Source organism: Pseudoalteromonas sp. DY56-GL22 (assembly GCF_041414715.1).
Classification (GTDB): Bacteria; Pseudomonadota; Gammaproteobacteria; order Enterobacterales; family Alteromonadaceae; genus Pseudoalteromonas; species Pseudoalteromonas simplex.
This window is the reverse complement of the sequence record NZ_JANHZR010000005.1, coordinates 273,209-290,177: the sequence shown is the minus strand read 5'-3', so window position 1 is coordinate 290,177 and position 16,969 is coordinate 273,209. Positions and strand designations below refer to the sequence as shown.

The window sequence follows — 16,969 nt, the reverse complement described above, 5'->3', positions numbered from 1 at the left end:
ATTTAATGCTTTAGCTAAGATTAAACTAACCAATGTGCCATTAAGACAATCACCGGTAATGTCACTAAAGTTCTTAAAATAAAGATGAAGAACAATTCGATAATATTAACCGGAATTTTACTACCTAAAAGCAGTGCTCCCACTTCCGACATATAAATCAATTGCGTCACACTCATTGCTGCGATAATAAACCGTGTTACATCACTTTCAATACTACCCGCTGCAAGAATTGACGGAATAAACATATCAGCAAATCCAACCATAATTGTTTGTGCTGCGGCCTCAGCTTCAGGTACTTGTAATAGCTCTAAAAATGGCACAAACGGCTTGCCCATATATTCAAAAATTGGCGTATATTCAGCAATAATCAAGGCAAATGTGCCCACAGCCATAACGACAGGTAACACAGCGAATACCATATCAAAGGCGTTATGTAGACCTTCTTTCACTGTACCAGCAAAACCCGGTGCAGTGCGTGCTTTGGCAAGCGCCACATCAAGTGAATGAGAGACTAATGTTTTACCTTCAGGCACTGATTCTGCGTCTTTATCTGGCTCTGAGCCATCAAAATATAGGTCTTTTTTGAAGCGTAATGGTGGTAAGCGAGGCACAATTAATGCCGCAACAAAACCCGCCAAACACACTGTTAAATAAAACGGTGCAAACAAGTGTTCAAGCTTTACTTGGCCAATAACAACTAAACAAAAGGTGATTGATACTGCAGAGAAAGTAGTACCAATAATGGCAGCTTCGCGTTGTGTATAATGTTTATCTTCATACTGACGAGCGGTCATCAAAATACCCACACTACCATCACCTAACCAAGATGCTACACAGTTAACCGCACTGCGACCTGGCACACCAAAAAGTGGACGCATCACTTTAGTTAATAAGGTACCGACTAGCTCTAACAAGCCGAAGTTTAATAATAACGGTAATAGTAAGCCCGCTAAAACAAACACAGAAAACAACACAGGCAACAAGTCGTTTAAAACCAGTGCACCGGTATTACCGGAAATAATCATTTCAGGCCCTTGTTTTGTGTAGGTCAAAACGATAAAAACCATGCCTAATAAACGAACACTCAACCACAACCAACTAACATCAAATAAATGTTTAATTATAAAGAACTTAAGTAATGGCTGGGGTTTAAACAACTTTATCACTAAAGATAAAATACCGGTAATGCAAACAATGCTCGTAATTAAACCAAGCGCGAAAGGAGCTATCCACGCCTGCACAGCTTTTGCCATAACAGCAATCGGAATGGTCATTGCCTCACCTATGGGTACCGGCGTCATAAACAAGAAGACACCTATAAGTGAGGGAACGAAAAAGGTAAACAAGGTTCGCAAGTCACTGCGATGGGCTGTGTTTAAGTTAGACATATTTTCAACCTGTAAAAACCACAAAAAGAGCGGCTAAGCTCTTTTTGTGGTGGTTTTAACTATTATAATTATTAAATATTAATACCGCGCTGACGCAGTGCATTCTCTAATGCTTGCTGGAGATCATTCATTGTTCCTGGCTCAAGAATTGTGCCTGCAGAATCCATCCACGTTAAGCTTGTGCCACCTTCTTTAGTGCGACTAACAAGAATTTGATATTGGCCATCTTCAATTGGTAGCTCAGCTAACTCTTCACCCCAAATTGAGTCCCATACGCTTGATTCTGGCTTTTTATAATCAGCCGTGATCAAACCACGATCTTGGTCAATTTCTACAATAGTGAAAGATAAGCGCTCTAAGAAACCTGAAAAACGCTCAAACACAGCAAAGTAGTCCTGCTCAGTCACTAAAGCTGCATTCCCTTTGTCATCAAACCCCATCTCTAACGAGATAACACCTTGCTTTTTGCGCATTTCAACTTCAAGTTGACGATAGCGATAATCAAATTCAGCGACAACTTGGTTTAACGCACGCACTTCTAACTGTTGCTGTAAAAGCGGTGTAAGTGGTTGACTATCGCTTTTATAATCTACTAACTTAGCATTTAATGACGCAGTACGTTGGTGCGATTTTTCTTCAATAGTAAATAAGAAACGTTGTTGTGATACTTCGGTTTCGCTTTCCCAAAACCAACCATCTTCTGGTTTTATAATTGTGTACCAATCTGTTTCAACACTTCCTAAAAGCTTATCTTCTTTTATTGCAGAAGTATTTTTTTCGTTCAACACGGCGTGGATCGAGTCCCAAATAAACTCGTCTAAATCAACAATACCGTCGTTTTTATCAAAATAAACACGCGCATCTTTGTCACCCTCTTCTACCCAACTACCTTGAGCAATGGTAATAACCTGTGCTGGCGGACGGTAGTTTTTCGCTTCAGGGTTATTGTCGTATTGCGCAACGTCCATTTTATATGTCGGATCTTGAGCCGGTTGCGCTAAACCTTCAGGTGCTTTGACTGGTTGATTAGCACGATAATTGCGTTTGTGGTGCGCTTCGTCGGTAAATACACCGCACCCAGTTAAACTTACCACTACGCTTACAGCAAGCGCCTTTGAGATCCAATACTGCACAGATATTTCTCCTTAGCAAACCCTTAATTCTTTTAACAAATATATGAGTGGGTAATACCGATTTGGTTCACTGTAAAATCACTTTTAACTTTACATTTCTTGTTTTTATGCAAAAAACCCGAATAGATTGGGCTAGCGTAACGTGTTTGAATGCTTATCGCCTTGCAAAATTTTAACTATGGTACTTTCTGATGCCCCTAAAAACAAGAAAGAGCGCACTTTATTCACGGCTTAATTAATCGTCGCTATCGTTAACTAAGCAAATTATGTTAAACTTCGCCGCCGTGCGGTATTAAACTCACGTGAAATTAAAGCTTAATCAAGCTTATATCCATTGGTATTGTTAATTACTAGGTATTTAAAATTCCATGACTGCTTTTACAAATCATCAGATAGTACTCACTGCGATTGGCGAAGATAGACCCGGTATCGTCAGCGAATTAACTCAGTTAGTGAGTGATTGCCATTGCAATATAATTGACAGTCGCATTGCTATTTTGGGCAACGAGTTCACCTTTATCATGCTACTAGCAGGTGATATGTCGGCAATTAGCCGCATTGAACATACTTTGCCAACTAAAGGAATGGAACTAGGCCTTTTAACCATGATGAAACGCACTGCAAGTCATGTTGCATGTGAATTTTGTGCCGGTTACACCCTCGAATACACAGGTATTGATACACCAGGAACATTAAGTAAAGTTACGCGCTTTTTTGCTGATAACAACATCAGCATTTGTTCTCTTAAATCGGACACTTATGATGAAGATGACGAGCTTAAAATGCGCTGTGAACTTGAGTTTAATATTCCTGTTGAAGTCGATATTGATAACTTTAAAGTGAGCTTTGAAGATCTTTCTCGTAGTTTGAACGTAGATTATATTTTCAGACGCATTCGCTAAGGAGCAAAGCATGAAAACAATTAATCCATTACAAGCAGGCGACACAGCCCCAGCTTTTAGTTTACAAAATCAAAATGACGAAACTATCGTACTCGCTGATCTTTTAAAAGAGCAGCAAGTACTGGTTTATTTCTACCCTAAAGCATCAACACCAGGTTGCACTGTGCAAGCAGAAAACTTACGTAATGAAAAAGCTGAGCTAGCTAAATTAAATACACGTGTTGTAGGTATCAGCCCTGATCCAATCAAGCGTTTAAAGAATTTTGAAACCAAAAAAGAGCTTAACTTTGATTTATTAGCCGACGAAGATCACGCGATTGCTGATGCCTTTGGTATTTGGGGTTACAAGAAGTTTATGGGTAAAGAATACGAAGGAATTCATCGTATTAGCTTCCTTGTAGGCCAAGACGGTAAAATCAAACATGTGTTTGATAAGTTCAAAACCAAAGACCATCATCAGGTGGTGTTGGACTATTTAGCGCAGAATTGATAGTTACAAGAACATAGTATAAAAGCGTTGCCATGGTGCAACGCTTTTTTGTTTTTAAATGGAAATATTAAACCCCGTGTCTACTTTATCGGGGTCAGATCACAGATCAGACGGCTGACGGCTGACGGCTGACGGCTGACGGCTGACGGCTGACGGCTGACGGCTAAACCCTAGCTAATTCCTAAATATTTATGTACTTGAACCGATAAACGCCAGTTTTTTGCAATACAGGTTTCAATAGCAAGTTTAGTTGCTGAGATCTTTTGGCTAATTGGTTGTAGATACACTAAACGTGGATTCACACCTGTTTTTAAGAATAAATCTTCGAGCTCTTCCACATGCTTTTGCATTGCCACTGGGTGTTTAATCTCATCAGCGCGCTGCATTGCACTGCGTAATACTTTATAGCCACCACGCATATTAATTTTTGGTGATACAGTCACCCATGTCTGCTCAGGGACTAAAATTTCAAATGTACCGCTGGTTTCAATTTGAGTCGAATAGCCATTTGCGTGTAATAATTCACACACTGGATTTAGGTCGTACATGCAAGGCTCACCACCGGTGATCACCACATGTTTTGCGTTGTAGCCACGTTCTTTAAATAGCGCTAACACTTGCTCTGCTGTTGCTTCTGCCCAATGATCTGAGTCTGCTTTTTTCTCAACGGTGTCATCAAGTGACACTTTGTACACATTATCAACGTCCCATGTTTGTTTTGTATCACACCAAGCACAACCCACAGGGCAGCCTTGTAAACGTAAAAAGATTGAAGGTGTACCCGTAAAACTCGCTTCACCTTGAATTGTTTCAAACACTTCGTTAATTTTGTACAAAAGACATCTCACTTACGACGCAAGGGTATAAAATACATACCATCAAAAAAACCAAAAACACGCGCAAAAATTGTTATTTAGGCCCGAGCCGTGTAGTATATCGCGCCCTGAAGTAAACCTCTATCAAAAGTAAGAGCAAAACAGATATGACGCAAAAAGTAGTTGTGATTTATTCCGGCGGTATGGACTCATTTACCGTATTAAATAAAGCCCTGCAACAAGGCCACGAAGTGTATGCCCTGTCTTTCGACTACGGCCAGCGTCATGTTAAAGAGCTTAAAGTAGCTGCTCAAGTATGTGAAAAGTTAGGTGTTTCTCACAAGATTGTTGATATTTCAGCGATCAACCAATTAATTGGTGGCTCATCACTAACTGATGATATCGAAGTACCAGAAGGTCACTACGAAGAAGAAAGCATGAAGAGCACAATTGTGCCTAACCGCAATATGATTTTACTCTCACTGGCTGTGGGTTATGCGGTGTCTTTAAAAGCTAGTAAAGTTTATTACGGTGCCCATTCAGGCGACCATGCAATTTATCCAGACTGTCGCCCTGAGTTCGTACAAAAAATGGATGATGTTTGCCGTATTGCCAACTACGACGCTGTTGAAATTTTCAGCCCATACTTAAACAATACCAAAATCGACATTTTGACAGACGGTTTAAAAATGGGTCTTGACTACAGCCAAACGTGGACCTGTTACAACGGCCGCGACAAGGCCTGTGGTAAATGTGGTGCTTGCCAAGAGCGCTTAGAAGCCTTTGCTTTAAATAACGTTACTGACCCTATCGAATACGAATAATCTTATTTAGAATAGGACAGGTTAAGTTTAAAAGGCGAGTTTAACTCGCCTTTTTTGATTGTGTTTGTTGAATCAGATTTAACAACTCTGCTGTGGCAGTTGCATCAGCTAACGCTCTATGGTGATTCGTTAAATTCAATTCAAAATGTGCCGCTAAGTTACCAAGCGAATATGACTTAAGCTTTGGAAATGCCTTTCGTGATTCAACTACAGTACATAGCTTTGGCATTTTAAAGCCTTGCCCAAGTGCACCATATTCTTTGCGAATAAAGCCGAAGTCAAAATTCACATTATGAGCAACAAATACACTGCCTTTTAATAGTGAGCGCAGTGTATCGGCAATCTCTTCAAAGCGTGGCGCATCACGTACCATAGCAGCGTTTATCCCCGTTAACTTGGTGATAAAAGCAGGAATACTGCGCTCAGGATTGATTAAACTCGCCCATTTATTGATTACTTCACCCGCTCGTAACTGCACAACCGCTATTTCGGTAATTTTATTATTACCTTGTACGCCGCCGGTGGTTTCTATATCCACCACACTGTAAATACGATTCGGATCATTAAACCAATTTACCGCAACGATATTTACTGCAAAGCCTTGTTGTTTTAACACCTCAATACTGACAAGTTGGTTGCGTCTTAATTTGTCGCCAGGGGCTTTCACTTCCTCAAAGGTGAGTGTATCCCCCTTTAACACCATCAAGTCTGGGTAGCCATCTTTGAGCTGCTTAAAGGTTTTTGTCATTTGTAGTAAATGCGCTTTTAAATTTGCAAGCGGGCTGTGTTTTATTAATACCTCTAGCGGCTCTAACATGTCGCTGTGCCACACAAACACGCTATTGGGGGCTTCATAAAACTGCCCTGCGTTTTTGCAAACATATTTATATAAGGCTTCATTACTAGTGAATTTGGCAAGCTTTTGCTCAATTTGTGTTTGTTGCACTGTGTAAAAACAATCAGCCAGCAACACCTTTGGATAAAGATCAAATTCATTACACGGCGGGTGCGGGGTCTCTATAAAGAGCTCTTGCCAAAACGTTAAGGTAAAGAAGCTCAACCAAAGATTATTCTCGGTAAAAAATACCGTATTACCCAGCTGTTGATAATGCTCACACACTCCTTGCTCTACATCGCCACGGTAAATATCATCAACCTCTAATTGATGCTCGGTATCAATGAGCATTTGTGTTAGGCGTGAGCGTTGTTGCTTATTATATTTACGCTGTAAAAAGTCCTCTGCAAAATACAAAATGCCATCATCAAGTGGGTCTTGAATAATTTGCTCAAGCTTTTGTTCAACCCAGCTTTTATCACCTTGTTTGTAACGCTGGCGAATTGCAAGCTCTTGCGCTTCACTACTGCCTTCACAGTGCTCAAGTAATGCAAATGCTAAGTCATGCTCTTTAAGCTGCTTATACAAGCGGATCAGTAACTTGTTTTTGATACTCTGGGCTAATTCATCTTCACAGCTAATGGCTAAAAGCGCTTGGGCTAAGTTTTGATACTGTGATTCTGAGTCACTTTCTTTGAACTGCATTCGCAGCTTATTTAATTGATAATGCGTTTGTGCTTCGGCTAGCGTTTGAAAACGAGAGATGCTCTCACTCACATCACCACGCACTTTTGCAATCCCTAAATCACGCATCACAAAACGATTTTGATGATTGATATCGCCGCCACTTAGTCGGCCGCTATGTAAAAACTCAAAGTATTCATAGTACTGGCTACGACTATTGACCACGAACTGACTAAACAACGCCTCTAATTCACTGTGGTTGCGATCAATATGCTCTTTACACAGTTGGGTCAAGCGCTGTTTACTGGCTGACTTTTTGTAATCAGGTTTAGTCGCCATTAACTCATCATTTGCTAATAAGGTTAACAGGGTTGGCTTGGTTAAATGCTCAAGCAATAGATCTAATTCGTCACTACTAGGATGTGCCACCAGCCCTTGTTGTTTTAGCTTAAAGATAGCACCGTGCAGGTTGGGGATCTCTTCATAATTTAAAGATGACAACGCAACGATTTTTGGCTTTCGAGAATATATACGCAGCAAAGTACATAAGCTTTGCTCATCAAGCTGAAGGAGTTTTTCAAGAAATAACCGCTGCTCTGCTAGAAGCAGATGCTTGCACTGAGATTGAATAAATTCAGCAAGCTCAAAGAAATGACTTAAATAATATTTTGCTGGTAATTGTGTTTTCATAGCCAAACCCGACACTGTATATAAACACAGTATCAGGTATTAGCCAATTGATTTCAATGTTTGCGGTTATTTAACTTTTAAAATACCCACAATTGCGCAAATTGCGCCCCCGACCATACCGAGCCAAGCTTCAATTGGTGTATCACCACTAAAAGTACGGCTAATTTGTGCACTTGCAGAATCATAAACGTTATATCCCCATACAGCGAGCGCCACACCAATAACGATTAAAGTAATACCTATAATTTTTCCCATCGTGTTGTTCCTTATTGTTATTAATTTCTTTCTGATAACGTCAGTGTTGCACACATATTAAACGCCTGCAAAGCCTTAAGAAATAATCAAACTAAAGGTTATGTTTTGCCCACTTAACGACACCTGAAGTTCAGCATCAATTGCTTTACTTAACGATTTGGCAATAGATAAGCCTAACCCAAAGTTATCATTAGAGGTTCTGGCACTGTCTTTTTGCCAGAGTGGATCAAATAACTGGCTCAAATCGTCTTCTGTTAATGGGACTTTTAATTCATTTGTAACAGAGAGATACAACTTATCATCTTTACTCAATAGCGTGCTTACAGTCACAATGCTCTCATCGGGGCTGTATTGTTTTGCGTTATTTACAAGATTGGTGATAATTGATTCAAGGGCAAATAAGTTACTGACAACGGCAGGAATATCACCTTGAAACTCAAACTTAACCCGCTCTAAATCACACTTTTCTAAGGTGCGCAAAATAACCTGATTTAAATCACATGCATCTTGCTTTGGGAGTGCTTCATCACTGTACTTATGCAGTAGTAATAAGTTCGACACAATACTCTTTAAGCGCTGGCTAATTTTTAGCACTTCGGGTTTGAAGTCTTCCTCAAGCTCTTTTTCATTTGGAAAACGAATGGCCACTTCAGCCATATTTATAAGCTCAGCAATCGGCGTTTTTAACTCATGAGCAATATCTGAGGTTAAGCGTTTTTCTCGAAAATAAAGCTGGCGGTTTTCTTGGATAAAAGCATTTAAGCTATCAACAATGGGTTGCAACTCTTTGACAGGTTCTTCTATTGCGATTACAGCATTTTTATCAGCAATACTCAGTTGGCTAATATCCCGGTTTAGTTTATTCAGCGGCGCTAGAGAACTGTCGACTGATTTACGCACAAATAGACGAATGAATACGATTACCGACACAGTAGAAACAACAAAAATAACGTCGATTAGCCATAAAACAAAATCAACTTCTTCTGATGAAGCCGCATAAGCTAACGTGATGGGTTGTTGCAAAGAGGTGTTAACACCTTCAGTGAGGTCTTCATCATCATCTAGGTCTAAAGGCGGTATAAAGCGAGTATAAATAACTCGACCATTTCGACCATCAGGTAACTCGATATTGATGATTTTTGTCTCGCCCAGTTTAATTTTTTCTAAAGGTAAGCTCTTTTGTGAGAAAAGATCCAAACTTTCTGAACGCGCGAACACGCCAGACTGCGACCAAAGTTGAAAATACTCAGTTTCTGTATTGCCAGAAAACTCAGGCATAAACAGCCCTGAAAAATCAAAATCAATTCCTTCTTCGTCAATATCAATCAATGACATAAGCATACCGGCTTTGGATTTCATGCCACGATTAAATTCGTTATCAATCCAACTATCAACGGCGATATCAGTAGCAACTAAAATACTCAGCACTAGCCCCGTTATAGTAATCGATAATGTGGTTACTAACCTACTGCGAATTGACTTCATTATTTTCCTTGAATGATATAACCAAAACCACGCTTAGTTTGAATAGGTAGTTCACTACCTGCTGCCCTCACCTTTTTACGCGCTGAAGATAAGTGCGCTTCAATGGAGTTTTTTGAAACTAAGTCATATTGCCCAGCAATATAGGTACTTAACTTTTCAGCTGTGATCACTTTGTTTTGATTACTAAACAAGCACTCGACTATTTTATATTCGTTGGGGGTTAAATCGATGACAGTGTCGTTAACTTGCAAGAGTTTTAATTGTAAATTTAAAGCCAAGTTATCGATGCGTATCACATCACTGATTGTTTTCAGGCCACCGCGACGCATTAAATTTAATAGCCTTGCATGCAGCTCATCAAACGAAAATGGCTTGGTCAGGTAATCATCGGCCCCGGTGAGTAACCCTTTCACTCTGTCTTCTGGTTCTTGCTTGGCAGATAAAATTAGCACACGCACATCAAGCTGTTTTGCTCTTATGGTTTGTAATAACGTAATACCATCAATACTGGGTAACATAATATCGAGTATGATTAATTCGTACTCACCTGTCATTGCCATACTCAAACCTTCAGCACCATCGCCGGTTTCATCAATAGTAAAACCTAGATTCTCAAGGCCAATTCGTAGACTACGTCTTAATGACACCGAGTCTTCTATAATCAACAATTTCATAAGTTACTCATTTAGGTAAAAACCGCTTTAGCGTCATCAGCTTACGCTTTTAATCTTAAGGTTCACTTAAGATTTACTGAAGTTTTTCTAGTTTAGAAAATATTAAGATTACCATCAGGGTTTCTTAAGTTTCGACTCCTAGTATTGCCGTAGTTTCGATTAAGTAAGTACGACTATGACAGCAAAACTCTCTGTTTTAAAACCTTTGTTCCGTTTTTCATTAATTTTAATGTCAGTTTTTATACTGTCGAGAATAGCCTTGCTTGTATGGCAACACCAAAGGTTAGCTGATGGCGATTGCCTTGCCGTTTTATTTGGCGGCTTAAGAGTCGACTTAAGTAGTTTAGGCTACTTGTCAGCCTTGGCTGTTTTGATGTTACTCGCTGATCTGCTTGTGCGCAGCAAAAACGCTTTTTTTCAGCATGTTTTTACTCTTTATAGCAGCATAGTTGTGACTTTAATCGTGGTTGTAGAGGCTTCGACTCCCGCGTTTATTACCCAATACGATGTACGACCAAATCGTTTATTTGTTGAATACCTAGACTACCCTCAAGAAGTTTTTTCTATGCTATTACATGGCCACCTGTTTGCCATGATAAGCACTTTAATTATTGCAACGCTTAGCTGTGTACTTGCGTACCGTTTTATAAATACAGCATTTAGCAAACAGCAAAATACTAAAACGGTTGGCCAAGTGGTAATACTGGTTACAACTTTATTAGTTTGCTTAATTAGCGCAAGGGGCACAGTAAGCCATCGCCCATTAAATCCTGCGTTAGTGTACTTTTCAAGTGACTCACTAGTTAACTCCTTGGCACTTAATTCAACTTACAGTGTTGCCTTTGCTATTAAGAATATGGGCAATGAAAAAAATGCCAGTAGTTTATACGGTACCATGCCACGTGATGAGATTTTACAAACAGTAAAGCAAGCAGCCTATAAACAGCAGTTTATCACTGGAACTATTCCTACTCTTGCCAACAACACACCTTTTAACACAGGCAAGCAAAAGAATTTAGTGATCATTTTAGAAGAAAGCTTAGGCGCACGCTTTGTTGGTGAACTAGGTGGCATTGGAGTGACTCCTGAACTAGATAAGCTTTATCAACAAGGCTGGGGGTTTGATAACTTATACGCCACTGGCACACGCTCAGTGCGCGGTATCGAAGCGGTAACAACTGGGTTTACCCCATCACCTTCGCGCTCGGTGGTCAAACTTTCTAAATCTCAGCGTAACTTTTTCTCTCTTGCTGATGTATTAGCCCGCACAGGCTATACCACCCAGTTTATTTATGGCGGTGAAAGTCATTTCGATAATATGAAAAGCTTTTTCTTAGGCAATGGCTTTAGCGATATTGTCGATATTAATGACATGCAAAGCCCAGAGTTTATCTCATCTTGGGGAGCAAGCGACGAAGACTTGTTCAATCAAGCTGATATAGAGCTAAGTGAGCTAAATAAATCAAGCAAACCATTTTTCAGTCTTGTGTTTACCTCAAGTAACCACGACCCATTCGATATTCCAGAGAGTAAAGTAACACTGCCTGAAGGCCACGACCCAGAAAACTACAAACGCGACCTAGCAATCAAATATGCTGACTATGCACTCGGTAAATTCATCGCAAAGGCAAAAACGCAAGATTACTGGCAAGACACCGTCTTTTTAGTGGTTGCAGATCATGATGTGCGCGTGTTTGGTTCAGAGCCTGTGCCGCTTAAATCTTTCCATATCCCTGCTGTGATCTTAAATAGTGAAATGGATGCAAAGCGCGATACTCGCTTAGTCAGCCAAATTGATTTACCTGTTACTTTGTTGTCGTTATTAGGCGTTGAGCAAGCAACCCCTATGCTTGGTTATGATTTAACGAAACAATACCCTGTTGAGCGCGCCATGATGCAGTACTACGACAACTTTGCTTACGTAGAAAATGGTCAAGCCGTGATCCTGATGCCAAACCAAAAAGTGAGCTATTGGCGCTATGACCCTACAAGTAAAACCCAAGTTGCCATCAATAACACAGGTAGCAGCGTTGAGCTTGCCAAAAAAGCCTTAGCGCACGTCTTATTTAGCAATTTAGCTTATACCGAACAGTTGTATCGCTTACCAAATAAATCGTAGCGATGAGGAATCATTATGATCATGCAAATTAAACAACTCCTTACTAAAAAATGGCACGTTAGCTACAGCCAATTTGTCTGGTTGGTGTCGTTGTACTTGGTGATTGCATTTAATGGCCTGTTTTTATTTAACACGCTTGAAGCAGCCAGCAAACCTGAACATGTCAATTGGTTATTTATAGCAAGCGTACCGTTTTTCTTATTAGCACTGACGGCAATGGTGTTAAGTTGGTTATCGTTAATCACCTTCGTAAAACCCGTGCTTTTAACAAGCATCGTGGTTTCATCATTGTTGTTTTATGCAACCTTAAATTACGGTGTTATCTTTGATAAAAGCATGCTGCAAAATATCTTAGAAACAAATTCAGGCGAAGCATTTTCATATCTTAATGTACAAGTTATCGCTTTTATTACTGTGCTAGGCGTACTGCCTGCTTACTTGTTTTGTCGCTTTAAAATTGTCGGAAACTTTCGTATTCGTCTTAAAAGCTTTGCATTTCTTAACGTTACAGCGTTTATTGCTGTAGCTGTTATTGCCGTTCCTTTTTATAAAGATTACGCCTCTGTAGGGCGTAATAATCGCCAATTAACCAGCTACATTACCCCTTTTGCATTTTATACTGCGGGCTATAAGTACCTGCGCGATAATTATTTTTATCCACCTTTACCATTTAAAGTCTTAGATAAAACACCATACCTATTAGCTAAGCAACAAAGTTCACTGACGATTATGGTGGTAGGTGAAACTGCCCGTGCAGCAAATTTCTCACTGCAAGGTTACGACAAGCCGACTAATCAATATACCCCTAAACTTGGCGTTAAATATTTCAGTGATGTAAGTTCATGTGGCACCGCAACGGCCATTTCAGTACCTTGCATGTTCTCGCGCTTAGACCGCAATCACTATGATTCGCGCATCGCGCAAAGCCAAGAAAATGCCCTAGATATCATTCAACGAAGTGGTGTAGAAGTAACGTGGATTGATAACAATAGCAGCTGTAAAGGGGTTTGCGCACGAGTAAACTCACAAACGGTAGAACCCACAAAGAGCAATCCACTTTGTGACGGACGTTATTGTTTTGATGAAGTATTGGTTGAAGCATTAGCTGCAAAGCTTGCCAAGAGTCATGCGAAGCACCAACTAATAGTGTTACATATGATAGGTTCACACGGGCCAACCTACTATCGCCGCTATCCAGAAAAAGACAGTAAATTTTTGCCGGACTGCCCACGTAGCGATATTCAAAATTGTAGCACTGAGCAACTGACAAACACGTATGACAATACCATTGCTTATACCGACCTAGTGCTGAGTAAGCTTATTAAATTACTGCAAAACAGTCCGGCGGATGATAAAGCCCTGCTGTATGTCTCTGACCATGGTGAATCACTGGGTGAAAAAGGCTTGTACTTACATGGCTTCCCATATGCATTAGCGCCTAAAGAGCAAACCCATGTGCCTATGCTATTTTGGAGTAATAAACTGGCCGATACCCGCTTTAATCAATGTATCGAACAGCAGCGTAACCATGCTTTTTCGCACGATAACATTTTTGACACCCTACTTGGCTTAACTCATATACAAAGCATTGAATATCGCCCAGAGCAAGATATTTTTAATGCTTGCTCAACACAAAGCTAACGAAATAGAGATTTCAAACTATGCAATTTGATAGCACTAACAAACCCATTGGCATTAAACGTATCCTCCTCGCATTCAAAAACTCCCAACGAGCATTCACGTGGTTGGCAAAGCATGAGTCTGCTTTTAAACAAGAGCTGATACTGTTGGTCCTTGCCATAGCAGTGGTTTTTGTCTGGCAGATCAGCCTGTATGAGAAAATAATGCTGCTTGTATCAGTGCTATTTGTGATGTTTGCTGAAGTCGTCAATACGGCAATTGAAGCCGCCATAGACCGAATAGGCCTTGAAATTCATCCATTATCAGGCCTAGCTAAAGACTTAGGATCCGCAGCCGTACTGATTGCTCTAACAATTTGTGTGTTGGTCTGGGGCGGCGTGTTTATTAATAACCTAAGTTAGCTTACTTTTTTATCATCAGGGGTGTCATTACAAAGTGCACAGTGGCGCCCTTTTGATGAATGATATAAACGGGTTGCAATAAAAATGGCCGTGGCAATAAAAGACCAAAGTAGCGCAAAACCTAACGCGCTGAGTGTCTCGTGACCTTTTAAAATTTCTATCATAAATAATAAAATAGACACCAGCGTAAAAACTTTAGCGGCTCTGATCACCCAAAATTTTGTACCCATAACTTACTCCTTTAGAAAAACTCCTTTGGAAGAATAAGTGTAGTGCAAAATAAGAGGAACATACTAATAACTTAAAGCAGGCTCAGACAATATCTGTACATTATTTTTAAACACCTCTAACAGCCCTGATGGCGAGTGTTCAGTACCAAGCGCAGTAACATGACAGACATAACGATAACCGTTGTTAGTAAAGGTGTAAAAATGATTGCCCCCACTGCCATCAAAACTTAATGTGCCCCCTGTGATCACAAGGCTTGGCTCATCTTGCATAGATTGATCAATCCCCCATGCTGCATAGCGGTATTGATTATCAGCCAGTTCATCGATACGAATTAAATGTTGTTTTGTTTGCCACGTTAGTATCGGCTTTGTAAATTCACGGAGGCTTTTGTGTAATGCTTGTTTTTGCTCGTCAATCAATGCTTCGCGTTGTGCTTTTTCTGCCTCTGATTCATAAGGCACAGCCCAAATGGAGCCATCAAAGTCTAACCACAATTTGCCTGAATCAAACATAATGCCACGCCACCCCATCATTTCCCAATCATGGCGAATATTTGAGTTCACGATTTGTTCGACAAACTCTTTATCAAAAATTTGCTCAAACTTTTCTATAAGCATTTGCTCATTTTCAATTGCTTGCAGCGGCTCTTTACGCTGCAGTGGATAATGCACTCGCTTAGCAATGACAGCTTTATCCCCCGCCTTAAATGCCGCAACCACAGGTTTGACAATATTTATGTGCTTTGTTGCGGCAACTGTTGAAAATGAGATAAAGCAACCTAAGAAAATGACCGCAAAATACTTCATTGTATTCACTTTTATAGTTAAAAATTTGATTATTCAAAGCGTAACAAATTTTTGTATTTACAGTACAGGCGCTATTTGATTAACAACTCAATCTCATCACTTTGGTTACCGAGTCTATCAATAGCAATTACCTTAATTGCCTCTAATGGTCGCTGTCCTTCAGAGGCCGCAACATAAATTACACTCTCCTCACTTGAGTAGAAATAATATTGCCACTGCTGTGCATATTTTAAATAGACGAGTAACTGTGATACTTGCTCAGAATTAGGGTGACTCCAAGTAAGCTGGATGTCTTCGCCAACATAATTCATATCAACATTAACAGCCGCTAAGTGCGGCGCAGCTATCCACGGAGTTTCTGGTATTAATGCTTGATGCTGATAAACGCCTTGTGCAATCACATCACTCATCAATTGGCTGCCATCAAGTGCTGCTACATTCCAAAACACTGTACCGGGTGATGTTGATAAAAAACCACGATTAATCATGATTTGATTCACGACTTCATCAACGCCGGCCTCATCAAATGAGCGTAACGCATTAATACCAGGCCACAGATGTCGTTCATGCGTATTCTGAGATTGCCACCAACTTAATAAGAGCGGGTAACTTTGTGCATACTGGTTTATTGGCCAATAAAGTTGCGGCGAAAAATAGTCAAGCCATCCTTCATTAAGCCAAAGCTTAGCATCAGCAAACAGCTTGTCATATTGATCCATCCCGCGAATAGTTTCAGGTTCACCAGGTCTATAGATACCAAATGGGCTTATGCCAACAAGTACATGAGGCTTCGATTGCTTTACTCGTTGATATAAGCGTTTAACGAACTGATTTACAGCTTCACGACGCCAATCACCTATCGAAAGTGCCCCGCCTTCAGCCACATATTGCCTGTATTGTTCAGCATCAGGAAAATCTTCATCGTTGTTGTAAGAAGGGTAAGGGTAAAAATAGTCATCGTAATGAATACCATCTAAATCATAGCTATCTACAAGTTCGGTTAATACATTTAATGTATGTGAAACCACGGCTTGATCGGTTGGTAAAAACCAATAGGTCTCATTTTTGAGTTTTACTACCTTATCATTCATTTTTTCAACAACTGAGTGTTCTGAAATTGGGCCCCCTATATGATGATGAGCACGATAAGGGTTTATCCATGCATGCAACTTTAAACCTCGTTTATGTGCTTGCTCTATCCAAAATTTTAATGGGTCATAAAACGGCTCAGGCGCTTTACCTTGCTCACCAGAAAGGTAATAAGACCAAGGTTCGTAAGAGCTTTGATACAAACTATCGGCTTGCGGTCGAACCTGAAAAATAACCGTATTAAAGTTATGTTTTTGAAGTGAATTAAGAATTTGAATAGCTTGTTCTTTTTGCTCTTTAACTGACAGCCCTGGCTCATTAGGCCAGTTAATATTGGCAACAGTGGCAACCCATGCCGCACGAAACTCCCTTGCAACGTGATCTTGATGGATGTTACCTAACAACTGCTTTTCAGTATTAGACATCTCCTTTATTTGTACGAAACTGCACGCACTCAAAACAAAGCACATTATCAAAGAGAAAACGTTTTTAAAGTACATTGTATAC

General features: G+C 40.1%; 16 protein-coding genes. 6 read left to right on the top strand and 10 right to left on the bottom strand.

Translation table 11 applies throughout. From position 1 onward, the window contains the following. Nucleotides 1-20 precede the first annotated feature (20 nt). Together NO991_RS13500 and bamC are read right to left on the bottom strand one after the other, a co-directional pair. Nucleotides 21-1,388 (bottom strand): YjiH family protein, encoded by a 1,368-nt coding sequence (locus NO991_RS13500; RefSeq protein WP_138600010.1) that lies wholly within the window; start codon nucleotides 1,386-1,388, stop codon nucleotides 21-23. Between the two features lie 71 nt (nucleotides 1,389-1,459). Next, entirely contained in the window at nucleotides 1,460-2,521 is a 1,062-nt protein-coding gene (gene bamC / locus NO991_RS13495) for an outer membrane protein assembly factor BamC (RefSeq protein WP_054553745.1), read from the bottom strand. Between the two features lie 368 nt (nucleotides 2,522-2,889). On the opposite strand from bamC, the gene NO991_RS13490 reads away from it, so the two are divergent. Next, nucleotides 2,890-3,423 (top strand): glycine cleavage system protein R, encoded by a 534-nt coding sequence (locus NO991_RS13490; protein ID WP_054553746.1) that lies wholly within the window; start codon nucleotides 2,890-2,892, stop codon nucleotides 3,421-3,423. Between the two features lie 10 nt (nucleotides 3,424-3,433). After that, the gene (gene bcp / locus NO991_RS13485; protein ID WP_138600011.1) at nucleotides 3,434-3,913 is read left to right on the top strand and encodes a thioredoxin-dependent thiol peroxidase; all 480 of its coding nucleotides are present in this window, start codon (nucleotides 3,434-3,436) and stop codon (nucleotides 3,911-3,913) included. A gap of 170 nt (nucleotides 3,914-4,083) precedes the next feature. Here the strand turns inward: bcp and queE are convergent, their stop codons facing one another. Further along, entirely contained in the window at nucleotides 4,084-4,749 is a 666-nt protein-coding gene (gene queE, locus NO991_RS13480) for a 7-carboxy-7-deazaguanine synthase QueE (protein WP_138619883.1), read from the bottom strand. A 122-nt stretch (nucleotides 4,750-4,871) separates the two neighbouring features. Here queE and queC point away from each other — a divergent pair, with 122 nt between their 5' ends. After that, the gene (queC, locus tag NO991_RS13475; protein WP_268795049.1) at nucleotides 4,872-5,552 is read left to right on the top strand and encodes a 7-cyano-7-deazaguanine synthase QueC; all 681 of its coding nucleotides are present in this window, start codon (nucleotides 4,872-4,874) and stop codon (nucleotides 5,550-5,552) included. Nucleotides 5,553-5,592: 40 nt separating this feature from the next. On the opposite strand, the gene NO991_RS13470 is transcribed toward queC, so the two are convergent. From NO991_RS13470 to NO991_RS13455, 4 genes are all read right to left on the bottom strand, one after another. Next, a complete protein-coding gene (locus NO991_RS13470) occupies nucleotides 5,593-7,761 on the bottom strand; it encodes an exonuclease domain-containing protein (RefSeq protein WP_300358658.1) in 2,169 nt (722 codons plus the stop codon). Nucleotides 7,762-7,827: 66 nt separating this feature from the next. Then, nucleotides 7,828-8,016, bottom strand: coding sequence for a DUF3185 family protein (locus NO991_RS13465; RefSeq protein ID WP_194442704.1), 189 nt, complete (start codon nucleotides 8,014-8,016; stop codon nucleotides 7,828-7,830). Nucleotides 8,017-8,091: 75 nt separating this feature from the next. Beyond that, complete coding sequence (locus tag NO991_RS13460; RefSeq protein WP_300358661.1) at nucleotides 8,092-9,501, bottom strand: HAMP domain-containing sensor histidine kinase; 1,410 nt, start codon at nucleotides 9,499-9,501, stop codon at nucleotides 8,092-8,094. Further along, nucleotides 9,501-10,175, bottom strand: a complete 675-nt coding sequence (locus NO991_RS13455; protein WP_054564072.1) for a response regulator transcription factor — start codon at nucleotides 10,173-10,175, stop codon at nucleotides 9,501-9,503. The genes NO991_RS13460 and NO991_RS13455 overlap by 1 nt, the downstream gene beginning before the upstream one ends. 175 nt (nucleotides 10,176-10,350) lie before the next feature. Between NO991_RS13455 and NO991_RS13450 the strand changes: the two genes are divergently transcribed. Genes NO991_RS13450 through NO991_RS13440 form a run of 3 tightly spaced genes read left to right on the top strand, consistent with a single transcriptional unit; the run spans nucleotide 10,351 to nucleotide 14,336 of the window. Next, a complete protein-coding gene (locus tag NO991_RS13450; RefSeq protein ID WP_300358668.1) occupies nucleotides 10,351-12,294 on the top strand; it encodes an LTA synthase family protein in 1,944 nt (647 codons plus the stop codon). 15 nt (nucleotides 12,295-12,309) lie between these two features. Beyond that, on the top strand, nucleotides 12,310-13,935 hold the full coding sequence (locus NO991_RS13445) for a phosphoethanolamine transferase (RefSeq protein WP_300358671.1): 1,626 nt from the start codon (nucleotides 12,310-12,312) through the stop codon (nucleotides 13,933-13,935). Nucleotides 13,936-13,955: 20 nt separating this feature from the next. Next, a complete protein-coding gene (locus NO991_RS13440) occupies nucleotides 13,956-14,336 on the top strand; it encodes a diacylglycerol kinase (RefSeq protein ID WP_054553755.1) in 381 nt (126 codons plus the stop codon). Here NO991_RS13440 and NO991_RS13435 read toward each other — a convergent pair. The 3 genes from NO991_RS13435 to NO991_RS13425 form a co-directional block, all read right to left on the bottom strand. After that, a complete protein-coding gene (locus NO991_RS13435) occupies nucleotides 14,333-14,566 on the bottom strand; it encodes a hypothetical protein (RefSeq protein ID WP_054553756.1) in 234 nt (77 codons plus the stop codon). The two genes, NO991_RS13440 and NO991_RS13435, sit on opposite strands and share 4 nt — an antisense overlap. A 63-nt stretch (nucleotides 14,567-14,629) precedes the next feature. Further along, nucleotides 14,630-15,373, bottom strand: coding sequence for a hypothetical protein (locus NO991_RS13430; protein WP_300581694.1), 744 nt, complete (start codon nucleotides 15,371-15,373; stop codon nucleotides 14,630-14,632). 71 nt (nucleotides 15,374-15,444) lie between these two features. Beyond that, nucleotides 15,445-16,887 carry a glycoside hydrolase family 10 protein gene (locus tag NO991_RS13425; protein ID WP_300358677.1) on the bottom strand — a complete coding sequence of 481 codons (1,443 nt, stop codon included), beginning with the start codon at nucleotides 16,885-16,887 and terminating at the stop codon, nucleotides 15,445-15,447. Nucleotides 16,888-16,969 lie beyond the last annotated feature (82 nt).

Coding starts and splice junctions, on each gene's coding strand:
- NO991_RS13500 (WP_138600010.1), bottom strand. CDS start 1,388: ATGTCTAACTTAAACACAGCCCATCGCAGTGACTTGCGAACCTTGTTT.
- NO991_RS13490 (WP_054553746.1), top strand. CDS start 2,890: ATGACTGCTTTTACAAATCATCAGATAGTACTCACTGCGATTGGCGAA.
- bcp (WP_138600011.1), top strand. CDS start 3,434: ATGAAAACAATTAATCCATTACAAGCAGGCGACACAGCCCCAGCTTTT.
- NO991_RS13470 (WP_300358658.1), bottom strand. CDS start 7,761: ATGAAAACACAATTACCAGCAAAATATTATTTAAGTCATTTCTTTGAG.
- NO991_RS13465 (WP_194442704.1), bottom strand. CDS start 8,016: ATGGGAAAAATTATAGGTATTACTTTAATCGTTATTGGTGTGGCGCTC.
- NO991_RS13460 (WP_300358661.1), bottom strand. CDS start 9,501: ATGAAGTCAATTCGCAGTAGGTTAGTAACCACATTATCGATTACTATA.
- NO991_RS13455 (WP_054564072.1), bottom strand. CDS start 10,175: ATGAAATTGTTGATTATAGAAGACTCGGTGTCATTAAGACGTAGTCTA.
- NO991_RS13450 (WP_300358668.1), top strand. CDS start 10,351: ATGACAGCAAAACTCTCTGTTTTAAAACCTTTGTTCCGTTTTTCATTA.
- NO991_RS13445 (WP_300358671.1), top strand. CDS start 12,310: ATGATCATGCAAATTAAACAACTCCTTACTAAAAAATGGCACGTTAGC.
- NO991_RS13440 (WP_054553755.1), top strand. CDS start 13,956: ATGCAATTTGATAGCACTAACAAACCCATTGGCATTAAACGTATCCTC.
- NO991_RS13435 (WP_054553756.1), bottom strand. CDS start 14,566: ATGGGTACAAAATTTTGGGTGATCAGAGCCGCTAAAGTTTTTACGCTG.
- NO991_RS13430 (WP_300581694.1), bottom strand. CDS start 15,373: ATGAAGTATTTTGCGGTCATTTTCTTAGGTTGCTTTATCTCATTTTCA.
- NO991_RS13425 (WP_300358677.1), bottom strand. CDS start 16,887: ATGTCTAATACTGAAAAGCAGTTGTTAGGTAACATCCATCAAGATCAC.